The following is a 23,024-nucleotide window of genomic DNA, read 5'->3' as shown; positions in this document are numbered from 1 at the left end:
TTCACCGTAGAGGAGCATGCTGATGCGCGTTGAACCCAAGTCTCTCGTCCGGCGTCTGACCTCCACTGCCACGCGCATGCTGGAAGGGGCCGTCTCTCGGGCGAGCAGCGCCCGAGCCTACGAGATCATCCCCGAGCACATGCTCCGGCAGCTCCTGGAGGACGAGGAGGGCGAGGCCTCGATCATCCTCCGCCACTTCCAGGTGGACCGCGCCAAGGTGCTCTCGCGCGTGGAGGACACGCTGCGCGGGCTGCGCACCGGCAATGCCGCCCGGCCCGTGTTCTCCGAGAGCCTCTTCCAGTGGTTCGAGGATGCGTGGCTCCTGGCCTCGCTGGAGCACGGCGCGCTGCGCCTGCGCTCGGGCGCGCTGATGGCGCAGTGGATCGCTCGCTCGTCCCGGTACTCGGCGGAGTCCTACCCGGAGCTGGATGCCATCTCCACCGAGGCGCTCAAGAAGGCCTTCGAGGATGTGGTGAGCACCTCCAAGGAAGCGCCGGAGGTTGCCGCGGCGGGTGCGGCGGCGGCTCCGGCGGGTGGGGCGCCCGCGCCTCGGGGCGAGGATGCGCTCTCGCGGTTCACCACCTCGTTCACGGCCAAGGCTCGCGAGGGGAAGATCGATCCGATCTTCGGCCGTGATCGCGAGATCCGTCAGGTGATCGACGTGCTGTCCCGGCGCCGCAAGAACAACCCGATCATCGTGGGCGAGCCGGGCGTGGGCAAGACGGCGCTCGTGGAGGGCCTGGCGCGCGCCATCGTGCAGGGAGACGTGCCCGAGTCGATGAAGAACTTCGAGCTGCTGGGGCTGGATCTCGGCCTGCTCCAGGCGGGCGCGGGCGTGAAGGGTGAGTTCGAGAACCGGCTCAAGGCCGTCATCTCCGAGGTGAAGGCCTCGCCCAAGCCGATCATCCTCTTCATCGACGAGGCGCACACGCTGATCGGCGCCGGTGGTCCGCAGGGCGGCGGTGACGCGGCCAACCTGCTCAAGCCGGAGCTGGCGCGCGGCGAGCTGCGCACCGTGGCCGCCACCACCTGGTCCGAGTACAAGAAATACTTCGAGAAGGATCCGGCGCTGGAGCGGCGCTTCCAGCCGGTGAAGGTGGACGAGCCCTCGGAGCAGGACGCGGTGCTGATGATCCGCGGCCTGCGCTCCGTCTACGAGAAGGCCCACGGTGTCACCATCCGCGAGGAGGCCGTGGTGGCGGCGGTGGAGCTGTCTCACCGCTACATCTCCGGGCGCCTGCTGCCGGACAAGGCGGTGGACCTGCTGGACACGGCGGCGGCGCGCGTGAAGCTGGAGCAGAGCGCCCGGCCGGACGAGCTGGTGGAGCTGGAGGCGAAGCTGGCCTCCCTGGAGAGCGAGAAGGCCGCCCGGGATCGCGAGGTGGCCGCGGGGCAGAAGCCGCCGCCGGAGGATGACACGCCGGTGGAGGAGCGGCTCAAGGCCGTGCAGGATCAGGTGGCCACCCTGCGTGCGCGCTGGGAGGAGCAGCGCGCCGCGGTGAACGCGCTGAGCAAGGCCCAGGCGGAGCTGAACACGGCCAAGGAGCCAGCCGACAAGGAGAAGCTCAAGGCCCAGGTGACGGCGGCGCGCGAGGCGCTCCAGCGCGTGGCGGGCGAGTCGCCCATGGTGCACGCGGACGTGGACTCGGACGTGGTGGCTCGCGTGGTGGCCGGGTGGACGGGCATCCCCGTGGGCAAGATGCGCAGCAGCTCGCTGAGCGCGGTGCTCAACCTGGAGGAGACGCTCCGCGGCCGCGTGCGCGGCCAGGACATGGCGCTGCGCACGGTGGCCGAGACGGTGCGCGCCTCCACCGCGGGCATCCGCAACCCCAACACTCCCATTGGCGTGCTGCTCTTCGTGGGCACCAGCGGCGTGGGCAAGACGGAGACGGCCCTGGCGCTGGCGGACGCCCTCTACGGCGGCGAGCGCTTCCTGACGACGATCAACATGTCCGAGTTCCAGGAGAAGCACACGGTGTCGCGCCTGATCGGCTCGCCGCCGGGCTACGTGGGCTACGGCGAGGGCGGCATGCTCACCGAGGCGGTGCGCCAGCGCCCGTACTCGGTGGTGCTCCTGGACGAGTGCGAGAAGGCGGACCCCGAGGTCCTCAACCTCTTCTACCAGGTGTTCGACAAGGGCGTGCTCAACGACGGCGAGGGCCGCACGGTGGACTTCAAGAACACCGTCATCATCCTCACCAGCAACCTGGCCACGGACGTCATTACCCAGATGTTCCAGGCCGCCGAGCCCCCCACCATCGAGGCGGTGCGCGAGGCCATCAAGCCGGCGCTCAGCAAGCACTTCAAGCCGGCGCTGCTGGCGCGCATGTCCGTGGTGCCCTACGTGCCGATCGCTCGCGACATCCTCAAGGACATCGCCGCGATGAAGCTCAACTCCCTGGCGGGCCGGCTGCACACCTCGCACCGCATCAAGACGGAGTTCGCCCCGGAGGTCATCGAGGAGTTCGCTCGCCGGTGCACGGACATGGACTCGGGCGCCCGCAACGTGGACCACGTGCTGCGCGCCTCGCTCATGCCCCAGCTGTCCCGGGAGCTGCTCGAGCACCTGGCCAGCGGCTCCACGCCCTCGCACCTGCGCGTGGGCCTGAGCCCCAGCGGCGACTGGGATCTGGCCTTCTCCCAGGCGTAATTAAGGGGGGACAGCGCCCGCTGGGGCGCGTAAAAAGGGGGCCCCGGGGGAACCGGAGGCCCCCTCCTGGCGTTTGCCGCACCCTCTTCGCGAGGCACCCCCTTGGCTGCCTCCTCCTTTCGGCATAGGAGAAGGCCATGCTGCCCCTGGTCATCCGCATCAAGGACGTGGAGTCCCATCCGCCGATGGAGAAGCAGTTCGTCTTCACCACGTCTCCGGTGCGCATTGGCCGCAATCAGCTCAACGACATCTCCCTCGCCCGTCCCTTCGTCTCGCTGTTCCACGCGCTGGTGCGCTTCGACAAGAGCTCCATCTCCATCGTGGATCTCGGGTCCACCAACGGGGTGACGGTCGGCGGCAAGCGCATCGAGAAGAACGTGCCGGCGCGGATCACTCCTGGGATGGAGGTGTCCATCGGCTCCGTGCAGTTCCAGTTCTCACGGGACTCGAAGGCGGTGAAGGACAACTCGTCCCGCCTGACGCAGTTCCGGGCGCTGGCCGACATCATGAACGAGGCGCCCGCCAAGGGTGAGGCGCTCAGCTTCAAGCCCACCCCGGTCCAGGAGCGCAAGCAGGAGCAGCGCACCACGCTGTTGCCCAGCCTGGACAGCCTGCTGGAGCAGGAGAAGGCGGAGGCAGGGGGGGTAAGCCCGAGGACCATTATCGCCCCGGCGATGCAGGGCTCGGACACGAGCGACGAGGCCACCTCGCTGGATCTGCGGACGGTCCGCGAGGACGAGGAGCCCGCGCGGAAGAAGCCCGCGCCCGTGACTTCGACTCTGCCCCCGCGCAAGCGGACCCTGAGCAGCGTGCAGGTGCTCCCGCAGGCCCCCGGTGGGGCGGCGGCGCTGCAGAACACCATCCAGCAGCTCGTGCCGCTCTACAACTCCTACCGCACCGCCTGGAAGATGCTGCACCAGGGGCTGTCCAGGGGCGTGGACACGCTGCCGGAGCAGGATCGCGAGCAGCTCATCGCCCAGCTCCAGCGGCGCATGCCGGAGATGGCGCAGGAGCCCCAGTTCCAGGAGATCGCCAAGAACCTGGGGCGTCCGATCCACGCGGAGCCCGCGACGGGAGGAGCCTCGGCGGCGCAGGCGGGCGGGCCGAGCAACCGGATGGACGTGGTGTCCCGGGAGCTGCTGAACCGGTTCGTGCGCTCCTATCTGCCCGACAACCGCGGGCTGCAGTCCGAGGCGGACATCGAGCGCTTCCTGGAGCACCTGGCGGATGTGCTGGAGACGTTCGGCCGCGCCTTCATCGAGTTGCGCCAGGGGCACGATCAGTTCGGCCAGCAGATGGCGGTGCCCGTCACCAACGATCAGAACCCGCTCACCCGGATGCGCAGCACGCGCGAGATCCTCCGCTACCTGCTGGACTTCAAGGGGCCCGAGGGCGCTGGCCGCGTGCAGGAGCTCATGGGCGGCTTCGTGGACGTGATGATCCACCAGATCGCGCTGCTCAACGGCATGCGCGAGGGCGTGAAGGGGCTGCTCCACCGGCTGAGCCCGGAGAGCCTGAGCGAGGGCCTCGGCGGGATCTGGCCCTTCAACCTCTCAAAGCGGTGGGAGAAGTATTCGGAGCAGCACCGGGCCTTCCTGGAGGAGGAGCGGGAGCTGACGGCTGTCCTGTTCGGGCCTGAGTTCGCCAAGGCCTATCTGGCCATCGTGGGAGATGCGGCGAACAAGGGTGGCGCCGGGGAGGACGAAGACGAGGACGGCGGTGAGGCCGAGGAGGAGTCATGACGTCGAAGGGGATGCGTGGGGCTTATGCCCTGCGGTGGGTGCTGGTGGCGCTGGGAGTGGCGGGGCTGAGTTGCAAGCACGAGGCTCCGGTGCGCGAGCCGGTGGTGCGGGCGCTGTGCTTCTCGGAGTTGCCCGCGGCCATGAAGGTGGTGTCTCCGGCGGTGTGGAAGCCCGAGGCGCTCTTCCAGCTGCTGATCAACGGGTATGATCCGGGCACCGGCAGGGTGCCGTTGCCGCCCACGGACTGCATGGGCACGCCGATCCTCTGGCAGGACCCGGCCCCCGGTGAGTGCTCCGTGACGGAGCCCGAGGGCACGCCGCTGCCCGTGCAGCCGCTCACGGTGGACGACATGGTCGTCACGGAGATGCGGCTGGACTTGAAGCTGGTGTGGGCCATCGTCCGGCGGTTCTCGAACGGGGAGGCCATGGGCCCGGTGGCGCTGGTGGAGGCCACGCCGCGAGGCCTGGCGGTGCGGTCGCTCGGGACGCTGAAGGCGCTGCCCAAGAGCGCGCGGCTCCGAATGGAGCGCATTGGCGGCAGCGAGGTGCTGCTGGTGGATGGCGAGCGGTGCTGGGGGAAGGACGATCCCAAGACGTGCCAGCGGATGGTGCGGATCATGCCGCTGCGCGGCAACCGCTTCGTCGCGGAGCCGCTGGTGGGCCAGGATGGCAAGTGCATGCAGCCGGCGAACATCGCCCTGAGCCGCACGGCCACCCAGCCGCTGACCGGCAAGTGGCTGCGCAAGTACGAGTACGCCGCGGCGCTGACCGTGGCGCCGGACGGCATCCACGTGGCCGAGCAGATCGCCGCCAAGGACAGCGATCCGAAGCAGCCCTCGTCGCCGCCGCGGTTGTTCCGCAAGGCCCAGGACGAGCGGCTCATCCAGGTGAACCAGAGCCGGATGGCGGTGGACAGGCCCTCGGTGTGGACGCAGCTGCTGGAGCCCGGGGCGACCGAGGTGCTGCCGTAGGGTAGACTGGGGGCAGGGCATTCCCCATGGCGAACGATCCTGGATACCGGCGGACCTGGCGGCTGAGAGGGCTGATGGACGAGTACCTCGTCGTCCGCGGCCTCGAGGTTCACTCCGAGGAGGAGGAGCACCGGATCCCCGCGGACGCCGTCCTCTGGCGCCTGCAAGGCTGGAGGGGAGACCTCTCGGCGGAGCGGACGCTGCTGGACGTCTACGAGGCGCTGGGAGGGCGGATGCGCTCGGGGCTGTCCAGCCTCGAGCGGCGCTCGTTCCTGGAGCACGTGTGGACGGAGCTAGAGGCGGCGTTCGAGAGCGATCGCCTGGCGCTGCTCAAGGTGTCCCGGCCCGTGTTCATCCCCGCGGAGCGGGAAGAGGCCGAGGATTCGGACTGGGAGGATGAGTCCGAGCCCACGAGCTGGGTGGGGATCGTCCTCGAGGACGAGGACGGCGAGCCGGTGGCGGGGCGGCGGGTGCGGATCAAGCTGGCGGATGGCACGGTGAAAGAGAGCGTGTCGGACGACAAGGGCCGGATCCGGCTGGACGGGATTCCCCAGGGCAACTGCCAGGTGGAGTTCCCGGGGATGGACGCGAGCGACTGGCGAGCGGCCTGAGGTTCAGCCCGGCGGAGGCCCCATGAGCCCCAAGAGGGCCTTGCCCAAGAAGTCGCGGATGACGGGGGCAGACCAGGCCATCACCGGCCCGCTCATGGCGTCGCGGAGATAGCGCTCGACGGGGCGGCTGCGCAGGTAGCCCGAGCCTCCGGCGAGCTCCAGGGCCGCCGTGGTGATGGACACGGCCGCCTCATTGGCCACCACCTTGGCCTGCATCTGCAGCGGGAAGAAGTCCGGGGCGCGCTGATCCGCGGCGGTGGCGGCGCGCATGGCCAGCGCTCGAGCCGCTTCCAGGCGAATGCTCATGTCCGCCACGGCGAACTGGATCCACTGCAGCTCCGCGAGCGGCTTGTTCTCCGGGGGCAGCCGGCGCTCCTTGGCGTAGCTGATGGAGAAGCCCATGGCCGCCTCGGCGATCCCGATCGAGATCCACGCCAGCCCCGCGGGGATGGCGCTGGGCCGGGTGGGATCTATTTTCAGGCTCCGGGACTCCGGTAGGAGCGTGTCCTGCAAGTGCAGCAGCTGGCTGCGCGTGGCCCGCATGCCCATGGGATCCCAGATCTCCTCCACCCGGATGGAGTCATCCTTGTCGATGAGGAAGAACCGGGGCTGCCCGTCACAGAGCGCGCTGGTGAGGAGGTACTTCGCGTGCTCGCCGCCGGAGACGAAGCGCTTGGCTCCGGTGAGGCGCCAACCTCCCTGGGCGCGGCGGGCCTGCTGGTGCGGCATGAGGAACTGGTTGCCACTGGTCGGCTCGCCCAGGGCGTTGCCGAACCAGGCGCCGCGCCGGAAGTCAGCCTCGAGGGTGGAGCGCTGTGCCGGATCTACCAGCGAGCTCAGGGTCTCGGCCGCGCCCTGGTGCATCAGCCAGACGGTGGCGAAGGAAGCGTCGGCCTGGGCCAACAGGCTGACCACCCGCCCGAACGTCAACCACGAGGCGCCGTCCAGCATCAGGGTGTTCAGGGGGGAGCGGATCATGGCCTCCCGCCCCTCGTCGGGGAAGGTGGTGTCGCGATCGTGCCCGGCGGCGTGGGCTGCCAGCAGCGCTTGGAGGCGCTCGGCCTCCTTCAAAAGATCAGCTTCCGTCATTGCTGTACCTGCCTCCTGGCGGGAGCTCAGCCTACGTCAGGCGGGGATGGCGACCTAGTCCGCTGACACCTGGAGAGCCCCTCCCGACACGAGCCACCGCTCCGTGGTGCACCGGCGCGCGAAGTGCGTGTCGTGGGTCACCAGCAGCAACGCCCCCGGGTAGTCTCGCAGGGTCGCCTCCAGGCGCTCGATGGAGGGCAGATCCAGGTGGTTGGTGGGCTCGTCCAGCACCAGCGCCCACGCGTGCTGCCCCAGGCCCTGGGCGATCAGCAGCTTGCGCGTCTCGCCGGGAGAGGGTTGCTCCGAGGCCATCAGCCGCTCCGGATCCACCCCCAACGCGGCCACCAGGGACAGCACGCGCCCGCGTTGCTCGGGCGGCAGCGCTCGGACCTGCTTGAGCGCCGCCGTGGTCTCCTCCACCCCCACGTCCTGCGGCAGGTACAACACCCGATCCAATGGCACCCGCGAATGGGCGAGCAGGGCGCGCAGGAGCGTCGTCTTCCCGGCCCCGTTGGGTCCCTCGATCCGGATGCGGCTCTCGCGTCCCACCGAGAGCGTCACCGGCTCCATCAGCTCCACGTCTCCGGCGCGCGGCGCCACCTTCTCCAGGGTGAACAGCCACGGGTTGGGCGAGCGCACGTAGTCCACGAACACCGAGCGCCCCACCGTCTTGTCCACCTGGAACTCGCCAATGGCCTCGGCCGCGCGCTCCGTCTCGCGCCGCAGCACGCCCACCTGATGCCCGAGCCGAGCCTCCGCCCAGCTCGCGAGGGTGGTGGCCCCCAGCCCTCGCGCATCGCTGTCGTACTTGTTCCTCATGCGCCGGCCCGTGCTGGTCATGGCCGAGGCGGCCTGTTGCTCCCGCCGTGTCTGGTCGAGCTGCCGCTGCAGGCGCCGGTGGTGCTCCTGGGCCTGCTGCCGGGCGGCGAGCTGTCCCTCGCGCTCGGCCTCCCAGCACTGCTGCGCCGCGGAGTACGCGCCGGGCCACAGCCGGGCCTCGCCCGCGTGGACTCTCAGCGTCGCGGTGGTCAGCTCCTCCAGCACCATCCGATCGTGGGACACGACGACGCCGATGCCTCGGAACCGGCGCAGCGCGGAGATGAGCCACCCACGCGCCTCGGCGTCCAGGTGGTTGGTGGGCTCGTCGAGCAGCAGCACGGTCGGCTCGCTGGCGAGCGCCGCGCCGATCTGCCACCGCTTGCGCTCACCTGGAGACAGCGTGGGCCAGCGCTCCAGCGCTCCGGGATCCAGCCCGAGCTGGCCGAGCACCCGCCGGGACACCGCGTCCCACGCCTCCGCGAAGGCGCTGATCTCGGGGCTCAGCGCCTCGACGCTCTGCGGACAGAGGCGGAGGAGTGGAGCGCGAGGCTCGTGCTGGAAGTGGCCCTCCGTGGGCTGCAACTCTCCCGAGAGCAGCCTCAGCAGGGTGGACTTGCCGGCGCCGTTGGCACCGACGAGCCCCGTCCAGCCGGGCGAGAGGTGGAACTCCACGTCGGTGAGCAGGGGAACAGCGTCCGAGAAGGCGAAGCACACGCCGTGCGCGCGAAGGGATGACATGAAGGAACTCCTGAATCCGGTGTCGAGCAGGGCTCGACGAAGGGAAGGCTCTGGGCCGCGGATTTCAGGCGTTCAGCTTCACTGGAGTCACAGACCTCGCGCAGGGTGGAGACGGGCAAGATATAGGCGCCTGCCGTCTCGCGTGCAACCCCTGACGCTCACCGACGATTCCGCTCGTGGCTACTGCGCGGTGGCTGGCTGGAGCTGGCGCGACAGCCTCCAGGCGCCCACCGAGGCGAACAGCGTGCTGATCACGCTCAGCAGCAGCGCGAGCACCACATTGTTCAGAGACTCCTCGATGCCGAGGGCAATGACCATGGGATCATGGCTGCCCTCGGGGCCCCAGTACCTCAGGCACGTCATCACCCCTGTAATGAAGCCGAGGCTCCCGGCGAGCAGCGTGAAGATCCCGAGCGACAGCAACAGCGGCACATAGCGCCGCTCGGGGCGGCGGGCGTACTGGATGCTGGCGATCAGCAGCGCCAGTCCCGCCAGCAGCGTGGGGTACATGCCAAATCCGCCCGCGATGAATGCTTCCTTCATGGAGTCCCTCCCAACATCAATGTTCGGCTGCTCAGACACCGCTGAGCCTATCGGGTTCCATGGGCTCGCATTTTCATCCGAGCCCTTCAGGTTGCGCGCACTTACCGTAGGGCGTGGAGGCTACTCATCCTGCTGCGGGAGCGTCGGCGCGCCGCGGCGCACGGGCACCGGGGACGGCTGCCCCACGTTGCGCGCGATGGCCTGAGCGCTCACGGCCGCCGCGGACTTGCCGGCCGGGGCGGAGGCCGAGTCGCCCTCCTTGCTGAACAGCTCCTTCAGCATGCCCATGCTGCCCAGCGCCGCGCTGGCCTCGTAGGGGATGAAGACCTTGTTGCTGCCCTTGCCCAGCTCCTGCAGCGTCTCCAGGTAGCGCAGCGCCAGCACCTCCGGCGTGGCCCGGCCCGAGTGCACCGCCTCGAACACCAGCCGCGTGGCCTCGGCCTTCGCCTCGGCGTCCAGCACCACCGCGCGCTTGTGGCCCTCGGCGCGAGCCACCTCCGCGTCGCGCTCGGCCTCGGCGCGCAGGATCCGCGAGATCTTCTCGCCCTCGGCCTGGAGGATGGCCGCGGACTTGTCGCCCTCGGCCTTGGTCACCTCGGCGCGGCGCTCGCGCTCGGCCGTCATCTGCTTGGCCATGGCCTCCTTGATGGCCTGGGGCGGCTCGATCTCGCGCAGCTCCACGCGCGTCACCTTCACGCCCCACTTCTCCGTGGCGTCATCCAGCACCATGCGCAGCTTGGTGTTCACCGTCTCGCGGCTGGTCAGCGTCTGATCCAACGTCAGCCCGCCCATGATGTTGCGCAGGTTCGTCATCGTCAGCTGCTCGATGGCCAGCGCCAGGTTCTCCACCTGGTAGAGCGCCTTGGCCGGATCGACGACCTGGTAGTAGATGACCGAGCCCACCTCCATGTTCACGTTGTCATGGGTGATGACCTGCACGGTCTCGAAGCCCATGACCTGCTCGCGCAGGTCCACCATGGTGCTGCGCGAGAAGCGGTTGCCGGTGCGCATCTCGAAGGCCCGGGGGCTGTCCAGGAAGGGGATCAGCACGTTCAGGCCGCTGTGCGCCACGTGGTGGAACTTGCCCAGCCGCTCCACCACCATGACCTTGGCCTGCGGGACGATGCGGATGCCGGTGATCAGGGAGAACCCCGCCACCAGCGCAAGGATGATGAGCAACACCGTCATGAAGGTCATCTCGTTCTCTCTTTCTTCTTATGAGACGAAGTCTCGAGCGACGCAGAGGGGCGCCGCACCCACAGCTTCAGTCCATCGATCTGCTCGACAGTGACGCGCTCGCCCTCGGCCACCGGGCCCGCCAGCGTGCGCGCTGTCCACAGCTCTCCGTTGATCCGCACGGTACCTCCATGCGGGTCCGTGATCGCCTCGGTGACCACGGCCTCCTGGCCGAGCATGGCCTCCACGCCCGTCTTCAGGGGGCTGGCCGAGCGCATGAACCCCTTCTTGAAGATCGTCCGGGAGGACACGAACAGCGCCACCGACACCAGCGTGAAGAGCAGGAGCTGCCCGTTGAGGCCCAGCCCGATGGCTCCCGCGAGCGCCGCGGCCGCGGCTCCCACGGCGAACCAGAGCGTCACGAAGCCAGAGAGCTTGATCTCCAAGGCGCCGAACACGAGCGCCGCGATGATCCACAGCTGCCAGGCGGTAGGAGTCAGGTCCATGGGGCTCCTGTTTGGCAGTCGGTCCGCTATCCTGTCAAACCCGGTGGGGTTGCGCTGAAGTGCCCGGATTGCCAAGGGATCCGACACTTCTCACTGATTCTGGGTTTCGCCTGAACAGCCGTCCAGTATCCTCATGTCCGTGTACGCCGAGCTGGTCTGCCGCTCCAACTTCTCGTTTCTCCGGGGCGCCTCGCATCCCGAGGAGCTGGTGGCCACGGCTGCGCGGCTGGGCATGCAGGCGCTCGCTCTGACGGATGCGGATGGGCTCTACGGCGTGGTGAAGGCGCACCTGGCCGCCAAGGAGCACGGCCTCAAGTTGATCCTCGGCACCGAGCTGACGCTGACCGATGGGCCTCCGGTGGTGATCTACGCCATGGACTCGGCCGGGTACGCGAACATGTGCCGGCTGGTGTCGGCCAGCCGGATGAGCCACCCCAAGGGAGAGGCGGGGCTGCCGTGGCGCGAGCTGGCCGAGCGCTCCGAGGGGCTGATCGCGCTGCTGCCGAACCCGGCTCCCGCCGAGCAGGTGGCACCTCTGGCCGAGGCCTTCCCCGAGCGCTTCTTCGTGGGGCTGTGCCGCACGCTGTCCGCGGGGGACAAGGCCCGCGAGGCCCAGGCGGATGCGCTGGCGCGCTCGCTCGGAGTGCCCCTGTGCGCGCACAACGACGTGCACACGCACCACCGGCGCCGCCAGCCGCTCCAGGATGTGCTGACGTCCATCCGCCACAAGACGACGGTGGACAAGGCGGGCACGCGGCTGCAGCCCAACGCCGAGCGCACCTTGAAGGCTCCCGCGGAGATGGCGCGGCTGTTCCGGGATCGCCCGGAGCTGCTGGAGCGCTCGCTGGAGATCGCCGGCCGCTGCCACGCCACGCTGGATGATCTGCGCTACCACTTCTCCGAGGAGGACTTGCCGCCCGGCCGCACGGCGATGCAGCACCTGCGCGTGCTCACCGACGAGGGGCTCGCGGTGCGCTACCCGAGCGGCGTGCCGCCCGAGGTCCACAAGCAGATCGCGCACGAGATGAACCTCATCGAGGCGCTGGACTTCCCCGGCTACTTCCTGGCGCTCTGGGACATCGTCCACTTCGCGCGCTCGCGAGGGATCCTGTGCCAGGGGCGAGGCAGCGCGGCGAACTCGGCGGTCTGCTATGCGCTGCAGATCACGGCCATCGATCCGGTGCGCATGGGGCTGCTCTTCGAGCGCTTCCTGAGCATGGAGCGCAAGGAGCCGCCCGACATCGACGTGGACTTCGAGCACGAGCGCCGCGAGGAGGTGCTCCAGTACGTCTACGAGAAGCACGGCCGCCACCGCGCCGGCATGGTCTGCGAGGTGATCTGCTACCGGGGCCGGCTGGCCCTGCGCGAGGTGGGCAAGGCGCTCGGGCTGTCGCTGGATCAGGTGGACAGGCTCTCGAAGGTGTCGGCGGCGTACGGCTTCGACGTCACCCCCGAGGTGCTGGCCGAGGCGGGGCTGTCCGCCTTCGACAGCCGGGTGAGGCAGACGCTCACGCTGGCGCAGGACATCGAGGGCTTCCCGCGCCACCTCTCCATCCACGTGGGCGGCTTCGTCATCACCCGCGAGCCGCTGGTGGAGCTGATCCCCGTGGAGAACGCGGCGATGAAGGGCCGCACCGTCATCCAATGGGAGAAGGACGACATCAACGCGCTGGGCGTGCTCAAGGTGGATCTGCTGGCCCTGGGCATGCTCACCGCGGTGGCCAAGTGCTTCCAGCTCATCCGCCAGCACTTCGGCCGGGAGCTGTCGCTGGCCACGATCCCGCCGGAGGATCCGAAGGTCTACGACATGCTGTGCGAGGCGGACTCGGTGGGCGTGTTCCAGATCGAGAGCCGGGCGCAGATGAGCATGCTGCCGAGGCTCAAGCCGCGCACCTTCTACGATCTGGTGATCGAGATCGCCCTCATCCGCCCCGGCCCCATCGTGGGCAACATGGTGCACCCGTACCTGCGGCGGCGAGACGGCAAGGAGGTGCCCACGTACCCGACGCCCGAGGTGCGAGCCATCCTCGAGAAGACGCTGGGCGTGCCGCTCTTCCAGGAGCAGGCCATGAAGCTGGCCATGGTGGCCGGAGGCTTCACCGCGGGCGAGGCGGACGGCCTGCGGCGAGCGCTGGGGCACAAGCGCGCCGAGCAGCTCCTGGAGCCCTACCGCATCCGCTTCGTGGAGGGCGGCGTGAAGCGGGGCTACTCGCAGGAGTACATGGCGGAGCTGTTCGAGCAGTTCCGCGGCTTCGCTCACTACGGCTTCCCCGAGTCCCACTCGGCGTCCTTCGCGCTGATCGCCTACGCGTCCTCGTGGCTCAAGTGCCACTACCCGCAGGCGTTCTGCGCGGCGCTGCTCAACTCGCAGCCCATGGGCTTCTACGCGCCGCACACGCTGGTGGCGGACGCGAAGCGCCACGGCGTGGAGGTGCGGCCGGTGGACGCGCGCTGCTCGGACTGGGACTGCACGCTGGAGGAGGGCGGGGTGCTGCGGCTCGGGCTGCGCATGGTGCGCGGGCTGGGCGAGGCGGCCGGGCGGCGCGTGGCGGAGGCGCGAGGGCAGGGCTACGCGAGCGTGGGCGAGCTGGCGCGGCGGGCCCGCATCCCCCGGCACGAGCTGACGCGGCTGGCGCTGGCCGGAGCGCTGGCCTCGCTGTGCGGCTCGCGGCGCCAGGCGCTGTGGGAGATCCAGGCGCTGGGGCCGCTGGACGAGGATGATCTGTTCTTCGGGCTGCCCATGGACGGCACGCAGGTGGAGCTGCCGCCCATGAGCGTGGCCGAGCGCGTGGAGGCGGACTTCGAGACGGTGGGCCTGTCGCTGGAGAAGCACCCGCTGGAGCTGCTGCGGCCCGCGCTGCGCAAGCTGGGCGCGGTGTCCGCCGAGGGCCTCAAGCGCGTGGCCTCGGGGCGGCGCGTGGCGGTGGGCGGCATGCTGATTACCCGGCAGCGGCCTCCCACGGCCAAGGGCATGTGCTTCATCTCGCTCGAGGACGAGACGGGCATCGCCAACCTGGTGGTGCCCCCGGACGTCTACGAGCGCTGCCGCCGTGACATCCACGGCGCCCTCTTCATCGTCGGAGAGGGCGTGCTGGAGCGCACCGGCAAGGTGCTCAACGTCAAGACACAGCGGGTCCTGGCCCTGGAGGGACTGCTGGGGTGAGTGTCACGGATTGAACTGCCTGTTTGTGCAATGCGTTAGTTACAGTTTATAGGTGTTTGTTCCGTTTTCCCTGGAAATGAACGGTGGGTCCTCGCTACCCTGGCCGCCTCCCAATCCCCCGGGAGCCCCAGGAGGCAGTTCATGTCCCTTCGTCTCACTCTGCGTGGAGCCACTGCCGCGTGTGCTGTCGCGGCCACCGTGGTCAGCGGCTCCGCGTTTGCCAGCACGATCAACCAGAACACTTCGTGGACCGTCACCCGCACCGGCGCCACGAGCACCTACCGCGTGGTGGCCTACGGTGACTCGATCTTCGCCGGCTACAACGGCAGCCTGTTCAGCGTGGCCAAGCGCGCCGAGCCCCTCGCCAGCGGCGAGTACCTGGGCGTGAAGTGGAACGCCAACATCGAGGTGGTCCGCCGCACCAAGTCCGGCGCCAAGGCCGACGACATCTACAACAACAAGATCATCACCGATAAGTCGTACATGCAGGACGCCAAGACGCGCGTCGTCATGTTCGAGATGTGCGGCAACGACTACCTGCAGGCGCGCAGCGACTTCAAGGGCCAGACGGGCACCTGCAGCTATGCCGGCCTGGACACGGCGCTGGCCAACTGCACCTCGTACATGGAGAAGGCCATGCAGGCCATCAACACGTACGCGACGACGGCCAAGTCCAAGATCATCATGAACGTCTACTACCCGGGCTACGACGCGGACAACGTGCAGACCAGCTGCTCGGATCCGACGACCGGGGCGCCCGTGAACCGGCGCGTCAAGTTCCTGCCGTACCTGCTCAAGAGCAACTGGCGCGCGTGCAACCTGGCGGCGCAGTACGGCTTCCAGTGCGCGGACGCCTTCGCCGAGATGATGGCCAGCGACTACGACTCCAACGGCGACGGCCAGATCGACGTGGACGCCGTGCGCTACAAGGCCGGTGAGACCGAGGCCGCCTACGTCAGCCGCATCCTCTCGCTGCAGTCGACCCTGCGCGACGCGAACGCGCACTACGCCAACGCGACCACCAGCTACGACTACATCCAGTCGGACGACACGCACCCGACCTACTACAAGTCCACGATCAGCACGGGCACGGGCTCGGGCGCCGCGGACTTCACCGATGCGCAGATCGTCGGCGGCAAGAACACCGAGTGGAACAAGTGGGGCCACGAGAAGTCCGGCTGGTCGATCTCGACCTACAACCCGGCCGCTCCGTAGTCCGCTGAAGGGGTGACGCCTTCGCTGTGGGACGCGGAGGCGCACCCAAACGGTTTCACGGAGAGGACGGTTTTTCGAAATTTCCCTGGAATCTCAGTGAAGTTCGCCGTTACGGTGCGTGCCTCCCAACCCCCCTCGGGAGCCTCAGGAGGCAGCCCATGTCCCTTCGTCTCAACCTGCGCGGTGCCACCGCGGCTTGCGCGCTCGCGGCCACCGTGGTGAGCGGCTCGGCGTTCGCCAGCACCATCACCCAGAACACCTCGTGGACCGTCACTCGCAGCGGTGCCACCAGCACCTATCGCGTGGTGGCCTACGGTGACTCGATCTTCGCCGGCTACAACGGTGGCCTGTTCAGCGTGGGCCGTCGCGCCCAGCCCTACACCAGCGGCGAGTACCTGTCGCAGAAGTGGGGCGCCAACGTCGAGGTGGTCCGCCGCACCAAGTCCGGCGCCAAGGCCGACGACATCTACAACAACAAGATCATCGGCGATAAGTCGTACATGCAGGACGCCAAGACGCGCGTGGTGATGTTCGAGATGTGCGGCAATGACTATCTGCAGGCGCGCAGCGCGCTCGCGGACCAGAGCGGCACGTGTGACTACAGCGGGTTGGACAACGCGTACACCGCGTGCGCCACGTACATGGAGAAGGCCATGCAGGCCATCAACACGTACGCGACCTCGGCCAAGGCCAAGGTCATCATGAACATCTACTACCCGGGCTTCGATGCGGACTACTCGCTGACGAGCTGTATCGACTCGGCCACCGGGCGGCAGATCATCAAGCAGGACAAGTTCCTGCCGCTGCTGGCCAAGAGCAACTGGAAGGCCTGCTCGCTGGCGGCGCAGTATGGCTTCCAGTGCGCGGACGCCTTCGCCGAGATGATGGGCTCGGACTACGACTCCAACGGGGATGGCCAGATCGACGTGGATGGGCTGCGCTACGTGCCCGGCGAGAGCGAGGCCTCGTACGTCAACCGCATCGTCTCGCTGCGCAACACCCTCCGCGACGCGAACACGCACTTCACCAACGCGAGCACCAGCTACGACTACATCCAGTCGGACAACACGCACCCGACCTATTACCTGTCCTCCACCATCGGCCTGAACGTCTTCACGGGCTCGGGCTCGGGCTCGGGGGCGTCGGACTTCGCCGACTCGCAGATTGTCGGGGGCAAGAACCCCCAGTGGAACAAGTCGGGCCACGAGCGCTCGGGCTGGTCGATCTCGACCTACAACCCGGCGGCTCCGTAGCCGGCTCACGCGCCTCGAGCGCGGTGGAAGTTCGGGCGCGTCTCGGCTCCGGCTTGGAGCGGGGCGCGCCCCTTGTCTTTGCGGGCTCAGCCGAGGAAGGGCTGCGCCATGATCGCGGGAGCGCCCACGTAGTACACGAGCCGGCACAGCCACTCCGCGGCTCGACGGATGCCGTGCGCTCGCGAGGGCAGCACCCACGTCAGCGCGAAGGCCAGCAGCTCTGCGGCGAGCCGCCACACGCCGGCGAACATCACCAGGCCGATGGCGAAGGTGTGCCAGAAGCCCGCGAATGTCTTCAGATACGCCGCGAGCCCGCTCACCTGGTACTCGCCGAAGGGCCCGCCGAAGGTGATGTACTGGTGCGCGCGGAACATGATGGCGGTGGGCAGCAGCGGGAAGAGGCCAAACTTGAAGGCCGGCTTGTCCCAGAACCGCCGCCGCCAGTCGTGCCGGGCCTGTCCGAACCGCGAGCCTGCGTGTCCCGTCACTGGGGCCGCCAAGGGCAACTGAGGAGTCAGGGCGTTCAGCAGCGCGGTGGGGTCCGCCACCTGGAGGTGGTACTCGAAGCGGCGCCCGGACTTCATCCGCAGCGCGAGGCCGGAGCCGGGGAGCGGGAGCTTCCAGGGCTCGAGGCCCGTGATGGACTCGGTGGGGATCTCGAAGCGCACGCCGCGAAGCTGGAGCACGAGCCGCCCAGGCTCCACGAGGAGCGTGGCCGAGGTGAAGCGCCGGAGCAGCCCCACGAGCGCCCGGGGCAGCAGCAAGAGCGCCCCCATCAGCAGCGCCAGCCAGAGCACGGGCTTGAGCGGGGCCAGGGGCTCCAGGCCCATAGGTGGGTCGAACAGGAAGCGGTCCACCAGGTAGAGCAGGTTCGCCGCGCTGAGGAGCTGGGCCGCCGTGGCGAGGAGCCTCAAGGACGGCCGCCAGGCGTGGACCGGGAAGCGGGCAGCGGCGTCAGCGCCAGGGGAGGGGGGCGGGACGGGCTCGGCTGCGGCGTGCATGGGGCTCGTGGGAGGCAGGAGGCCGAGGCTTCCTGAAGGGTCGGTTGGCCTCGGTGGGTGGGGCCGGTACTATACGGAGCCTGGAGGTCCTGAGCGAGCATGCCGGCGCAGCCACCGGCCCCACAGCGGCACGTCGACAGCGATGGGGTCGTCCGGGTCGAGCAAAGACGTGCGGGCGGCGTCGCGTGGGTGCTCGGGATCGGGATTGTCCTCACGTGCGCGGCGCTGGCGCTGAGCGCGTGGCTCGTCTTCGACAAGCCCGAGGTGGAGAGCCTGCCGGTGGTCTCGCGCACCGAGCCCTCGCCCGTGGAGAAGCCGCCGCCTCCCTCGCACCCCGTGCCTCCGAGGCCCGCCACGAAGGCCCTGCCCAAGCACCTGCAGCAGCAGGTGGCGGCCGTGCCGGACGAGGTGCTCGCGCAGATCCCCGAGGGTGTCTACGAGATGCCCAAGCCGGGCGAGGCGCCCACGGGGATGATGCTGTTCCCGGCGCCGGGGACGGATCCGATCAAGAAGGGAATCATCGTGCCGGAGGACTTCGAGCTGCCACCCGGCTACGTGCGCCACTATCAGGCCACGGATGACGGCGAGCGGCTACCGGCGATCCTGATGTTCAGCCCGGACCACCCGCCGCTGGACGCGAACGGCCAGCCCATGAAGGTGACGGAGAACGGCATCGTCCCACCGGAGCTGGCGCCGCCGGGGCTGCCCATCCGGATGCTGAACCCCGAGCACCCCACCGAGGCGGAGCCGAAGCCATGAGCGCGGAGCTGTCCGTGGGGCGGCGGTTCGGGGAGCTGCTCCTCGGGGCCGTGGCGACCTCGTTGCTGCTATGGCTGTTCGGCCGGATGGAAGTGGCCTGGGGCTGGGCCGGCTGGGTGGCGCTGGTGCCCTGGCTGGCGGCGCTGGAGCGGGCTCGGACGTGGCGGCAGGCGCTGGTGGCGGGGTGGCTGCTCAGCGTCGCCTTCACGGGAGCGATCTGCGGGTGGTTCGCGGACGCGCTGGGGGCCTACGCCCAGTCCTCGGCCATCTGGATGTACTGGCTCGTGCTGCTGCTGTTTGGACCCGTGTTGCAGCCGCAGTTCCTGACCGCTGCGTTGGCGCGGCACCTGGCGCGACGGGTAGCTCCCCCGAGCGCGTTCCTGCGCGTGGGGCTGACGGGCGCGCTGGTGTACGTGGGCACCGAGTGGGCGTGGCCCAAGATGTTCGCGGACACGCTGGGCCACGGCCTCTACAGCTCGGTCTGGCTGCGCCAGGGAGCGGATATCGCGGGGGCCCACGGCCTCACGGTGGTCCTCATCCTCGCCAACGAGTGCGTGCTGGCGGCGGTGAAGGCATTCGCCGCGCGAGGTTGGAAGTGGCCCGGGGGCAAAGCCCTGAGAGTGCCCGTGGCGGTGCTCGTGAGCCTGCTCACGGTGCTCACCGGGTATGGGGCGCTCCGGTACCGGCAGGTGAGCCAGAGCGTGGGGACAGGGCAGGGGCTCTCGGTGGGCGTGGTGCAGGCGAACATCACGAAGTACGGCCAGCTCGCGGCGGACATGGGGACGTACGACGCCCTCCGGATGATCCTGGACACGCACTACAAGCTGTCCGATGAGCTGATGAAGGACTCGAAGCCGGACCTGCTCGTGTGGCCGGAGACGGTGTACCCGACGACGTTCGGCTCGCCGAAGAGCGAGGAGGGCGCCGAGTTCGATCAGGATCTCTCCCAGTTCGTCGGCGAGCGCCAGATGCCGCTGATCTTCGGAGCGTACGATCGGGATCAGGGGCACGAGTTCAACGCGGCGATGTTCCTGGGGCCGGTGGGCGATCCTGGGGAGAAGCGGCTGGGGCTCGGGGTCTACCGCAAGACGCTGCTGTTCCCGCTGACGGAGTGGGTGCCCGAGTTCATGGACACGCCCACGGTGCGTGGCCTGCTGCCGTGGATGGGGACGTGGAAGCGGGGGCCGGGGCCGCGCCTGGTGGACTTCCCCCTGCGAGGCGGGCGAGTGCTGAAGGTGGCGCCGCTCATCTGCTACGAGGCCATCTTCCCCGGCTACGTGGCCCAGGCAGTGCGTCAGGGGGCGGAGCTCATCGTGACGCTGTCGAACGACTCGTGGTTCGGGACGTCGGCGGGGCCCAGGCTGCACCTGACGCTGGTGGCGTTCCGGAGCATCGAGACGCGACTGCCGCTGGTGCGGGCGACGAACTCCGGCATCTCGGCCTACATCAGCCCAACGGGGGAGATCGTCCAGGAGGTGCAGACCGGCCAGCGCGCGGGAGTGCGGATGACGATCCCGCCCACCGAGCACCTTCGCACGTTGATGCTGATGTGGGGCGACTGGTTCGGCCCCACGGCGCTGGTGTCCGGCGTGGTGCTGCTGCTGGCCCAGGCGCTGCTATCGAGGCGGCGGAGGGCCGCGGAGCAGCCGCCGACGGTGGGGACCGGTTCCTGATCTCATCGAGCGCCTGCCACCAGGCGTCGGCGTCGAGACACGCACAGCAGTGTGAGATGGAGCCGCGAGGGCGAATGACGCGAGGCTACTCCTGGGGTAGGCTGCCCGGACTCGCATGGCCCATGCCCCCCCACCGCCGCCGCCTCCGGACTGGCTGCCTCCCGGCACCCAGGTGGGGAACTGGCGCGTGGTGGGCGGGGCCGGGCGGGGCGTGTACGGCGCGGTGTACCAAGCCGTGTTGGTGGGCTCGGAGCCCGCGCGTCATGTGGCCCTTAAGTTCGCGGTACACCCCGGGGATCCGCGCTTCGCGCGAGAGGTGGAGTTGCTGTCGCGCCTGCACCACCCGAGCATTCCGCGCTTGGAGGGCTCGGGAGAGTGGAGGACCGAAGCAGGCATCGTCTATCCGTACATCGCCATGGAGTGGGTGCAGGGAGAGCCGCTCTACCATTGGGCGCTGCAGGCCCGGCCTTCTGCACGGCAGGTGCTGGAACTGCTGGCACAGCTGGCGAGGGCACTGCAGGCGCTGCACGCCCTTGGCGGCGTCCACCGAGATGTGAAGGGGGACAACGTGCTGGTGCGGCGCTCGGATGGCCGCGCCATGCTCATGGATTTTGGCTCGGGGAACTACCCGGGGGCCGCCACGCTCACGCCACCGGGGCTGCATCCTGGCACGCCGGTCTACCGCGCTCCGGAGGCCTGGCTCTTCGAGCAGCAATGTAGCCCGGACAGCCTGGAGCGCTACGAGGCGGGGCCTGCGGATGATCTGTATGCGCTGGGAGTCACAGCCTGTCAGCTGCTGACGGGAGAGTACCCGAAGCAGGGAGAGCCCCGCCGGGACGAGAGCGGCACCTGGAGAGTGGGGTGTGTGGTGGCGCCGGCCGCGCTGGCACGAGTGGACCCACCGCTGCGAGAGCTCATCCTGCGTCTGCTCTCGGTACAGCCCGAGGAACGAGGCACTGCGGCGCGGCTGGCCGAAGCACTGGAGCAGGCCGCGGAGTCCGCCGCCGAGCGCAGCGCACCGGGCAAGGCACATGCCTCCTCCTTCAAGGAGTCCTCCGCCGCCCCGGACACTCTCGAGCGAGTCCGTTCCGAAGCCTCTGAGCCTTCCTGGCTGCCTCGGCTCTCACTGGCCGCGGTGATGCTCGCGCTGGCCGCATGGGCTTGGTGGATCACTCCGAGCAGTTCATGTGGCGAGCGCGACGCCGCGCAGGCAGTAGCCCCCCATGCTGAGCAGAAGGACGCAGGCACCTCGGGGCTGGGGGAGGCGGCAGCGGCCATCTCCGCGAAATCCTGGCCCGGCAACGTTGCTCCGGACATGGTGGCAGAGGAGAAGCTGCCGGAACCCATCCCGGGCCAGACACAGCCGAACTCAAAGGGGCGTTGTCCGCACAAGAAGGAAGTCGCCCTCAATGGAGGCTGCTGGATAGAGACTGCCTTGGAGAGCGAGGAGTGCGAACTCCTCAACGGCAAGATGTTCAGGGGCACTTGCTACCAGCCAGTCCTCCTGCCCAGCGGTGGCCGTCCGCCCACCTCATGCCCCGCAGCCAAGCCATCACCGTCTCGGATGAAAGGCAGTCGATGACGAAGCCGGTGCCCGTGCAGCGAGGCCATGACCGCCTGCAACGAGCCGTGAGAAGGTGAGCCGACTGCGGGGCCATGGCCACGCTGGCCCGGGAGAGTGAGGAGGGATGCCATGAAGGTGAGCCTGCAGGATGCGCTCGCACAAGTGCCCGGTGCGAAGGGCGAGCGCTTCGCCGTCGCGTTCGAGCGCGGGAGTATCACGGTAGAGGTCTACGCGCCGCGAGGAAGGGATCCTCAGTCACCCCACAAGCGGGACGAGTTGTACATCGTTGCGGCGGGGCAGGGGACCTTCGTGTGCGGCGACCAGAGCGATCGGTTCGGTCCCGGGGACTTCCTGTTCGTGCCCGCCGGAGTGGTGCACCGCTCCGTGGACTTCACGGACGACTTGGTCGTGTGGGTCGTGTTCTACGGGCCTGAGGGCGGTGAGCACCCAGCGGGGGCAGGAGCCTAACGTCAGCCAGTTACATCTGCGAACTTTGTTCCTGTAGCGCCCGTATCCTCCATGGCGCCCTTGATGTCCTCGGAAACGATGAGGGCTACCGGCCAGCCCCACGGACGGAATACCCTGGCATCGCCTACCTTCGTTGGATCAATGCGCAGGCCAGCAACGACCCGGTATTCGCCCACCAGATCGGGCTGGCCGTCCTCGGCGGTCCAATACTGCACCTCCTCACAGGCTGCATCGTCGATGCATCTCGGCATGCGTAGGGCGTTGAGCGCGAAGTAGCTCTCCAGTTGCGATTCGACCTTTACCGGGATGAGTTGCACATCATGAGGGACCAATTGGCGGAAGACGGCCGCCACCTTCTCGTGAATGATGGGCACTGCTGCTCCTGCCACCGAAAAATCCAGCGGCTTCCCAGCCCGGAACAGAGGAATCCGGATCGCTCCATCCACGGAGATTGGCTCGCCTCGCCGGAATAGCCAGATCCCGATCTTCCTTCCTTGTTCATCGACGGGTGCCCCGAGTTCCCAGCGTCCGGGGACATGGACATCATCGGACAGCTTGAAGTAACGCATAGCCAAAGTGTGTCCCCACTTCATTCGGTTCGGGTCACCAACTTGTTGAGCCGAGACCCTTGTGTGGAGATCTCTCGGGCCAGCCTCTGGAGTTCCGCAGTGAGCGCCTGCTGGCACTGTTGGAGGGTCCGACAGGTCGATGTTGCGCGGTCCAACCGTTCGTAGACTTCCTCGTGGTACGCCTGCGGGTGCGGCCCCCCCTTGGTGCTGATTGTATTTGTACCAGCCACTCCGAGTTGTAACACAGAGCAGTGCCCGGGCAGCTTTCTCGGGGGGGGCTGAGGGATTCATCCCCCGGGCTTGCTTGACAATGGCCTGTGTGAACTCCTCGTCCCCCAGTTTCGCCGGTTCACCTTGTTCCATGCGAGGGATATGGACGATAGGAGCACCCTCATTTGTATCGAGACGTACCACGCGCGTGGCGCTGCATGCGGTGGATAGAGCCAGAAGCAAGACAAATTAGGTTTGGCCGATTGCCGATGACCGCTTAAGCCAGCAGGCGTGAGTCATCCAG

At 68.6% G+C, this 23,024-nt stretch carries 19 protein-coding genes; 11 read left to right on the top strand and 8 right to left on the bottom strand.

The genetic code is table 11. From position 1 onward, the window contains the following. Positions 1 to 16 precede the first annotated feature (16 nt). The 4 genes from tssH (at position 17) to ACJ8AT_RS26105 (ending at position 5,974) form a co-directional block, all read left to right on the top strand. The gene (gene tssH, locus ACJ8AT_RS26120) at positions 17 to 2,650 is read left to right on the top strand and encodes a type VI secretion system ATPase TssH (protein WP_407740579.1); all 2,634 of its coding nucleotides are present in this window, start codon (positions 17 to 19) and stop codon (positions 2,648 to 2,650) included. A 137-nt stretch (positions 2,651 to 2,787) separates the two neighbouring features. After that, complete coding sequence (locus tag ACJ8AT_RS26115) at positions 2,788 to 4,392, top strand: type VI secretion system-associated FHA domain protein (protein ID WP_407740578.1); 1,605 nt, start codon at positions 2,788 to 2,790, stop codon at positions 4,390 to 4,392. Continuing rightward, positions 4,389 to 5,363: a hypothetical protein gene (locus tag ACJ8AT_RS26110; protein ID WP_407740577.1), complete on the top strand. Its 975-nt coding sequence runs from the start codon at positions 4,389 to 4,391 to the stop codon at positions 5,361 to 5,363. The genes ACJ8AT_RS26115 and ACJ8AT_RS26110 overlap by 4 nt, the downstream gene beginning before the upstream one ends. A 26-nt stretch (positions 5,364 to 5,389) precedes the next feature. Continuing rightward, positions 5,390 to 5,974: a carboxypeptidase-like regulatory domain-containing protein gene (locus ACJ8AT_RS26105; protein WP_407740576.1), complete on the top strand. Its 585-nt coding sequence runs from the start codon at positions 5,390 to 5,392 to the stop codon at positions 5,972 to 5,974. A gap of 3 nt (positions 5,975 to 5,977) precedes the next feature. Here the strand turns inward: ACJ8AT_RS26105 and ACJ8AT_RS26100 are convergent, their stop codons facing one another. From ACJ8AT_RS26100 to ACJ8AT_RS26080, 5 genes are all read right to left on the bottom strand, one after another. After that, complete coding sequence (locus ACJ8AT_RS26100) at positions 5,978 to 7,063, bottom strand: acyl-CoA dehydrogenase family protein (protein ID WP_407740575.1); 1,086 nt, start codon at positions 7,061 to 7,063, stop codon at positions 5,978 to 5,980. Positions 7,064 to 7,117: 54 nt separating this feature from the next. Continuing rightward, positions 7,118 to 8,620, bottom strand: a complete 1,503-nt coding sequence (locus tag ACJ8AT_RS26095) for an ATP-binding cassette domain-containing protein (protein ID WP_407740574.1) — start codon at positions 8,618 to 8,620, stop codon at positions 7,118 to 7,120. A gap of 180 nt (positions 8,621 to 8,800) precedes the next feature. After that, complete coding sequence (locus tag ACJ8AT_RS26090) at positions 8,801 to 9,163, bottom strand: hypothetical protein (protein WP_407740573.1); 363 nt, start codon at positions 9,161 to 9,163, stop codon at positions 8,801 to 8,803. A gap of 120 nt (positions 9,164 to 9,283) precedes the next feature. Further along, entirely contained in the window at positions 9,284 to 10,360 is a 1,077-nt protein-coding gene (locus tag ACJ8AT_RS26085; protein WP_407740572.1) for an SPFH domain-containing protein, read from the bottom strand. Next, positions 10,357 to 10,845 (bottom strand): NfeD family protein, encoded by a 489-nt coding sequence (locus ACJ8AT_RS26080; protein WP_407740571.1) that lies wholly within the window; start codon positions 10,843 to 10,845, stop codon positions 10,357 to 10,359. The genes ACJ8AT_RS26085 and ACJ8AT_RS26080 overlap by 4 nt, the downstream gene beginning before the upstream one ends. Positions 10,846 to 10,978: 133 nt before the next feature. On the opposite strand from ACJ8AT_RS26080, the gene ACJ8AT_RS26075 reads away from it, so the two are divergent. The 3 genes from ACJ8AT_RS26075 (at position 10,979) to ACJ8AT_RS26065 (ending at position 16,476) form a co-directional block, all read left to right on the top strand. Then, positions 10,979 to 14,008, top strand: coding sequence for an error-prone DNA polymerase (locus ACJ8AT_RS26075; RefSeq protein WP_407740570.1), 3,030 nt, complete (start codon positions 10,979 to 10,981; stop codon positions 14,006 to 14,008). A 141-nt stretch (positions 14,009 to 14,149) separates the two neighbouring features. Further along, positions 14,150 to 15,223, top strand: a complete 1,074-nt coding sequence (locus tag ACJ8AT_RS26070) for an SGNH/GDSL hydrolase family protein (protein WP_407740569.1) — start codon at positions 14,150 to 14,152, stop codon at positions 15,221 to 15,223. A gap of 158 nt (positions 15,224 to 15,381) precedes the next feature. Further along, positions 15,382 to 16,476, top strand: coding sequence for an SGNH/GDSL hydrolase family protein (locus tag ACJ8AT_RS26065; protein WP_407740568.1), 1,095 nt, complete (start codon positions 15,382 to 15,384; stop codon positions 16,474 to 16,476). Positions 16,477 to 16,562: 86 nt separating this feature from the next. Here the strand turns inward: ACJ8AT_RS26065 and ACJ8AT_RS26060 are convergent, their stop codons facing one another. After that, positions 16,563 to 17,390, bottom strand: coding sequence for a hypothetical protein (locus tag ACJ8AT_RS26060; protein ID WP_407740567.1), 828 nt, complete (start codon positions 17,388 to 17,390; stop codon positions 16,563 to 16,565). A 186-nt stretch (positions 17,391 to 17,576) separates the two neighbouring features. Here ACJ8AT_RS26060 and ACJ8AT_RS26055 point away from each other — a divergent pair, with 186 nt between their 5' ends. The 4 genes from ACJ8AT_RS26055 to ACJ8AT_RS26040 all read left to right on the top strand — a co-directional run bounded on the left by ACJ8AT_RS26055 (position 17,577) and on the right by ACJ8AT_RS26040 (position 21,941). Beyond that, entirely contained in the window at positions 17,577 to 18,236 is a 660-nt protein-coding gene (locus ACJ8AT_RS26055; protein ID WP_407740566.1) for a hypothetical protein, read from the top strand. Continuing rightward, entirely contained in the window at positions 18,233 to 19,909 is a 1,677-nt protein-coding gene (gene lnt / locus ACJ8AT_RS26050) for an apolipoprotein N-acyltransferase (RefSeq protein ID WP_407740565.1), read from the top strand. The genes ACJ8AT_RS26055 and lnt overlap by 4 nt, the downstream gene beginning before the upstream one ends. A gap of 115 nt (positions 19,910 to 20,024) precedes the next feature. After that, positions 20,025 to 21,491, top strand: a complete 1,467-nt coding sequence (locus ACJ8AT_RS26045; RefSeq protein WP_407740564.1) for a serine/threonine-protein kinase — start codon at positions 20,025 to 20,027, stop codon at positions 21,489 to 21,491. A 111-nt stretch (positions 21,492 to 21,602) separates the two neighbouring features. Continuing rightward, on the top strand, positions 21,603 to 21,941 hold the full coding sequence (locus tag ACJ8AT_RS26040) for a cupin domain-containing protein (RefSeq protein WP_407740563.1): 339 nt from the start codon (positions 21,603 to 21,605) through the stop codon (positions 21,939 to 21,941). 2 nt (positions 21,942 to 21,943) lie between these two features. Here the strand turns inward: ACJ8AT_RS26040 and ACJ8AT_RS26035 are convergent, their stop codons facing one another. Continuing rightward, positions 21,944 to 22,510, bottom strand: a complete 567-nt coding sequence (locus tag ACJ8AT_RS26035) for an imm11 family protein (protein ID WP_407740562.1) — start codon at positions 22,508 to 22,510, stop codon at positions 21,944 to 21,946. A 20-nt stretch (positions 22,511 to 22,530) separates the two neighbouring features. Then, on the bottom strand, positions 22,531 to 22,740 hold the full coding sequence (locus ACJ8AT_RS26030; RefSeq protein WP_407740561.1) for an AHH domain-containing protein: 210 nt from the start codon (positions 22,738 to 22,740) through the stop codon (positions 22,531 to 22,533). Positions 22,741 to 23,024: the final 284 nt, after the last annotated feature.

This window comes from Hyalangium sp. (genome assembly GCF_045802625.1).
Taxonomy (GTDB): Bacteria; Myxococcota; Myxococcia; order Myxococcales; family Myxococcaceae; genus Hyalangium.
Note: the sequence above shows the minus strand (reverse complement) of the source record. Positions and strands in the feature narration are given on the sequence as shown.

Coding starts and splice junctions, on each gene's coding strand:
- ACJ8AT_RS26085 (WP_407740572.1), bottom strand. CDS start 10,360: ATGACCTTCATGACGGTGTTGCTCATCATCCTTGCGCTGGTGGCGGGG.
- ACJ8AT_RS26105 (WP_407740576.1), top strand. CDS start 5,390: ATGGCGAACGATCCTGGATACCGGCGGACCTGGCGGCTGAGAGGGCTG.
- ACJ8AT_RS26070 (WP_407740569.1), top strand. CDS start 14,150: ATGTCCCTTCGTCTCACTCTGCGTGGAGCCACTGCCGCGTGTGCTGTC.
- ACJ8AT_RS26100 (WP_407740575.1), bottom strand. CDS start 7,063: ATGACGGAAGCTGATCTTTTGAAGGAGGCCGAGCGCCTCCAAGCGCTG.
- ACJ8AT_RS26115 (WP_407740578.1), top strand. CDS start 2,788: ATGCTGCCCCTGGTCATCCGCATCAAGGACGTGGAGTCCCATCCGCCG.
- ACJ8AT_RS26065 (WP_407740568.1), top strand. CDS start 15,382: ATGTCCCTTCGTCTCAACCTGCGCGGTGCCACCGCGGCTTGCGCGCTC.
- ACJ8AT_RS26035 (WP_407740562.1), bottom strand. CDS start 22,510: ATGCGTTACTTCAAGCTGTCCGATGATGTCCATGTCCCCGGACGCTGG.
- ACJ8AT_RS26055 (WP_407740566.1), top strand. CDS start 17,577: ATGCCGGCGCAGCCACCGGCCCCACAGCGGCACGTCGACAGCGATGGG.
- ACJ8AT_RS26095 (WP_407740574.1), bottom strand. CDS start 8,620: ATGTCATCCCTTCGCGCGCACGGCGTGTGCTTCGCCTTCTCGGACGCT.
- tssH (WP_407740579.1), top strand. CDS start 17: ATGCTGATGCGCGTTGAACCCAAGTCTCTCGTCCGGCGTCTGACCTCC.
- ACJ8AT_RS26075 (WP_407740570.1), top strand. CDS start 10,979: ATGTCCGTGTACGCCGAGCTGGTCTGCCGCTCCAACTTCTCGTTTCTC.
- ACJ8AT_RS26090 (WP_407740573.1), bottom strand. CDS start 9,163: ATGAAGGAAGCATTCATCGCGGGCGGATTTGGCATGTACCCCACGCTG.
- ACJ8AT_RS26080 (WP_407740571.1), bottom strand. CDS start 10,845: ATGGACCTGACTCCTACCGCCTGGCAGCTGTGGATCATCGCGGCGCTC.
- ACJ8AT_RS26110 (WP_407740577.1), top strand. CDS start 4,389: ATGACGTCGAAGGGGATGCGTGGGGCTTATGCCCTGCGGTGGGTGCTG.
- ACJ8AT_RS26045 (WP_407740564.1), top strand. CDS start 20,025: ATGGCCCATGCCCCCCCACCGCCGCCGCCTCCGGACTGGCTGCCTCCC.
- lnt (WP_407740565.1), top strand. CDS start 18,233: ATGAGCGCGGAGCTGTCCGTGGGGCGGCGGTTCGGGGAGCTGCTCCTC.
- ACJ8AT_RS26040 (WP_407740563.1), top strand. CDS start 21,603: ATGAAGGTGAGCCTGCAGGATGCGCTCGCACAAGTGCCCGGTGCGAAG.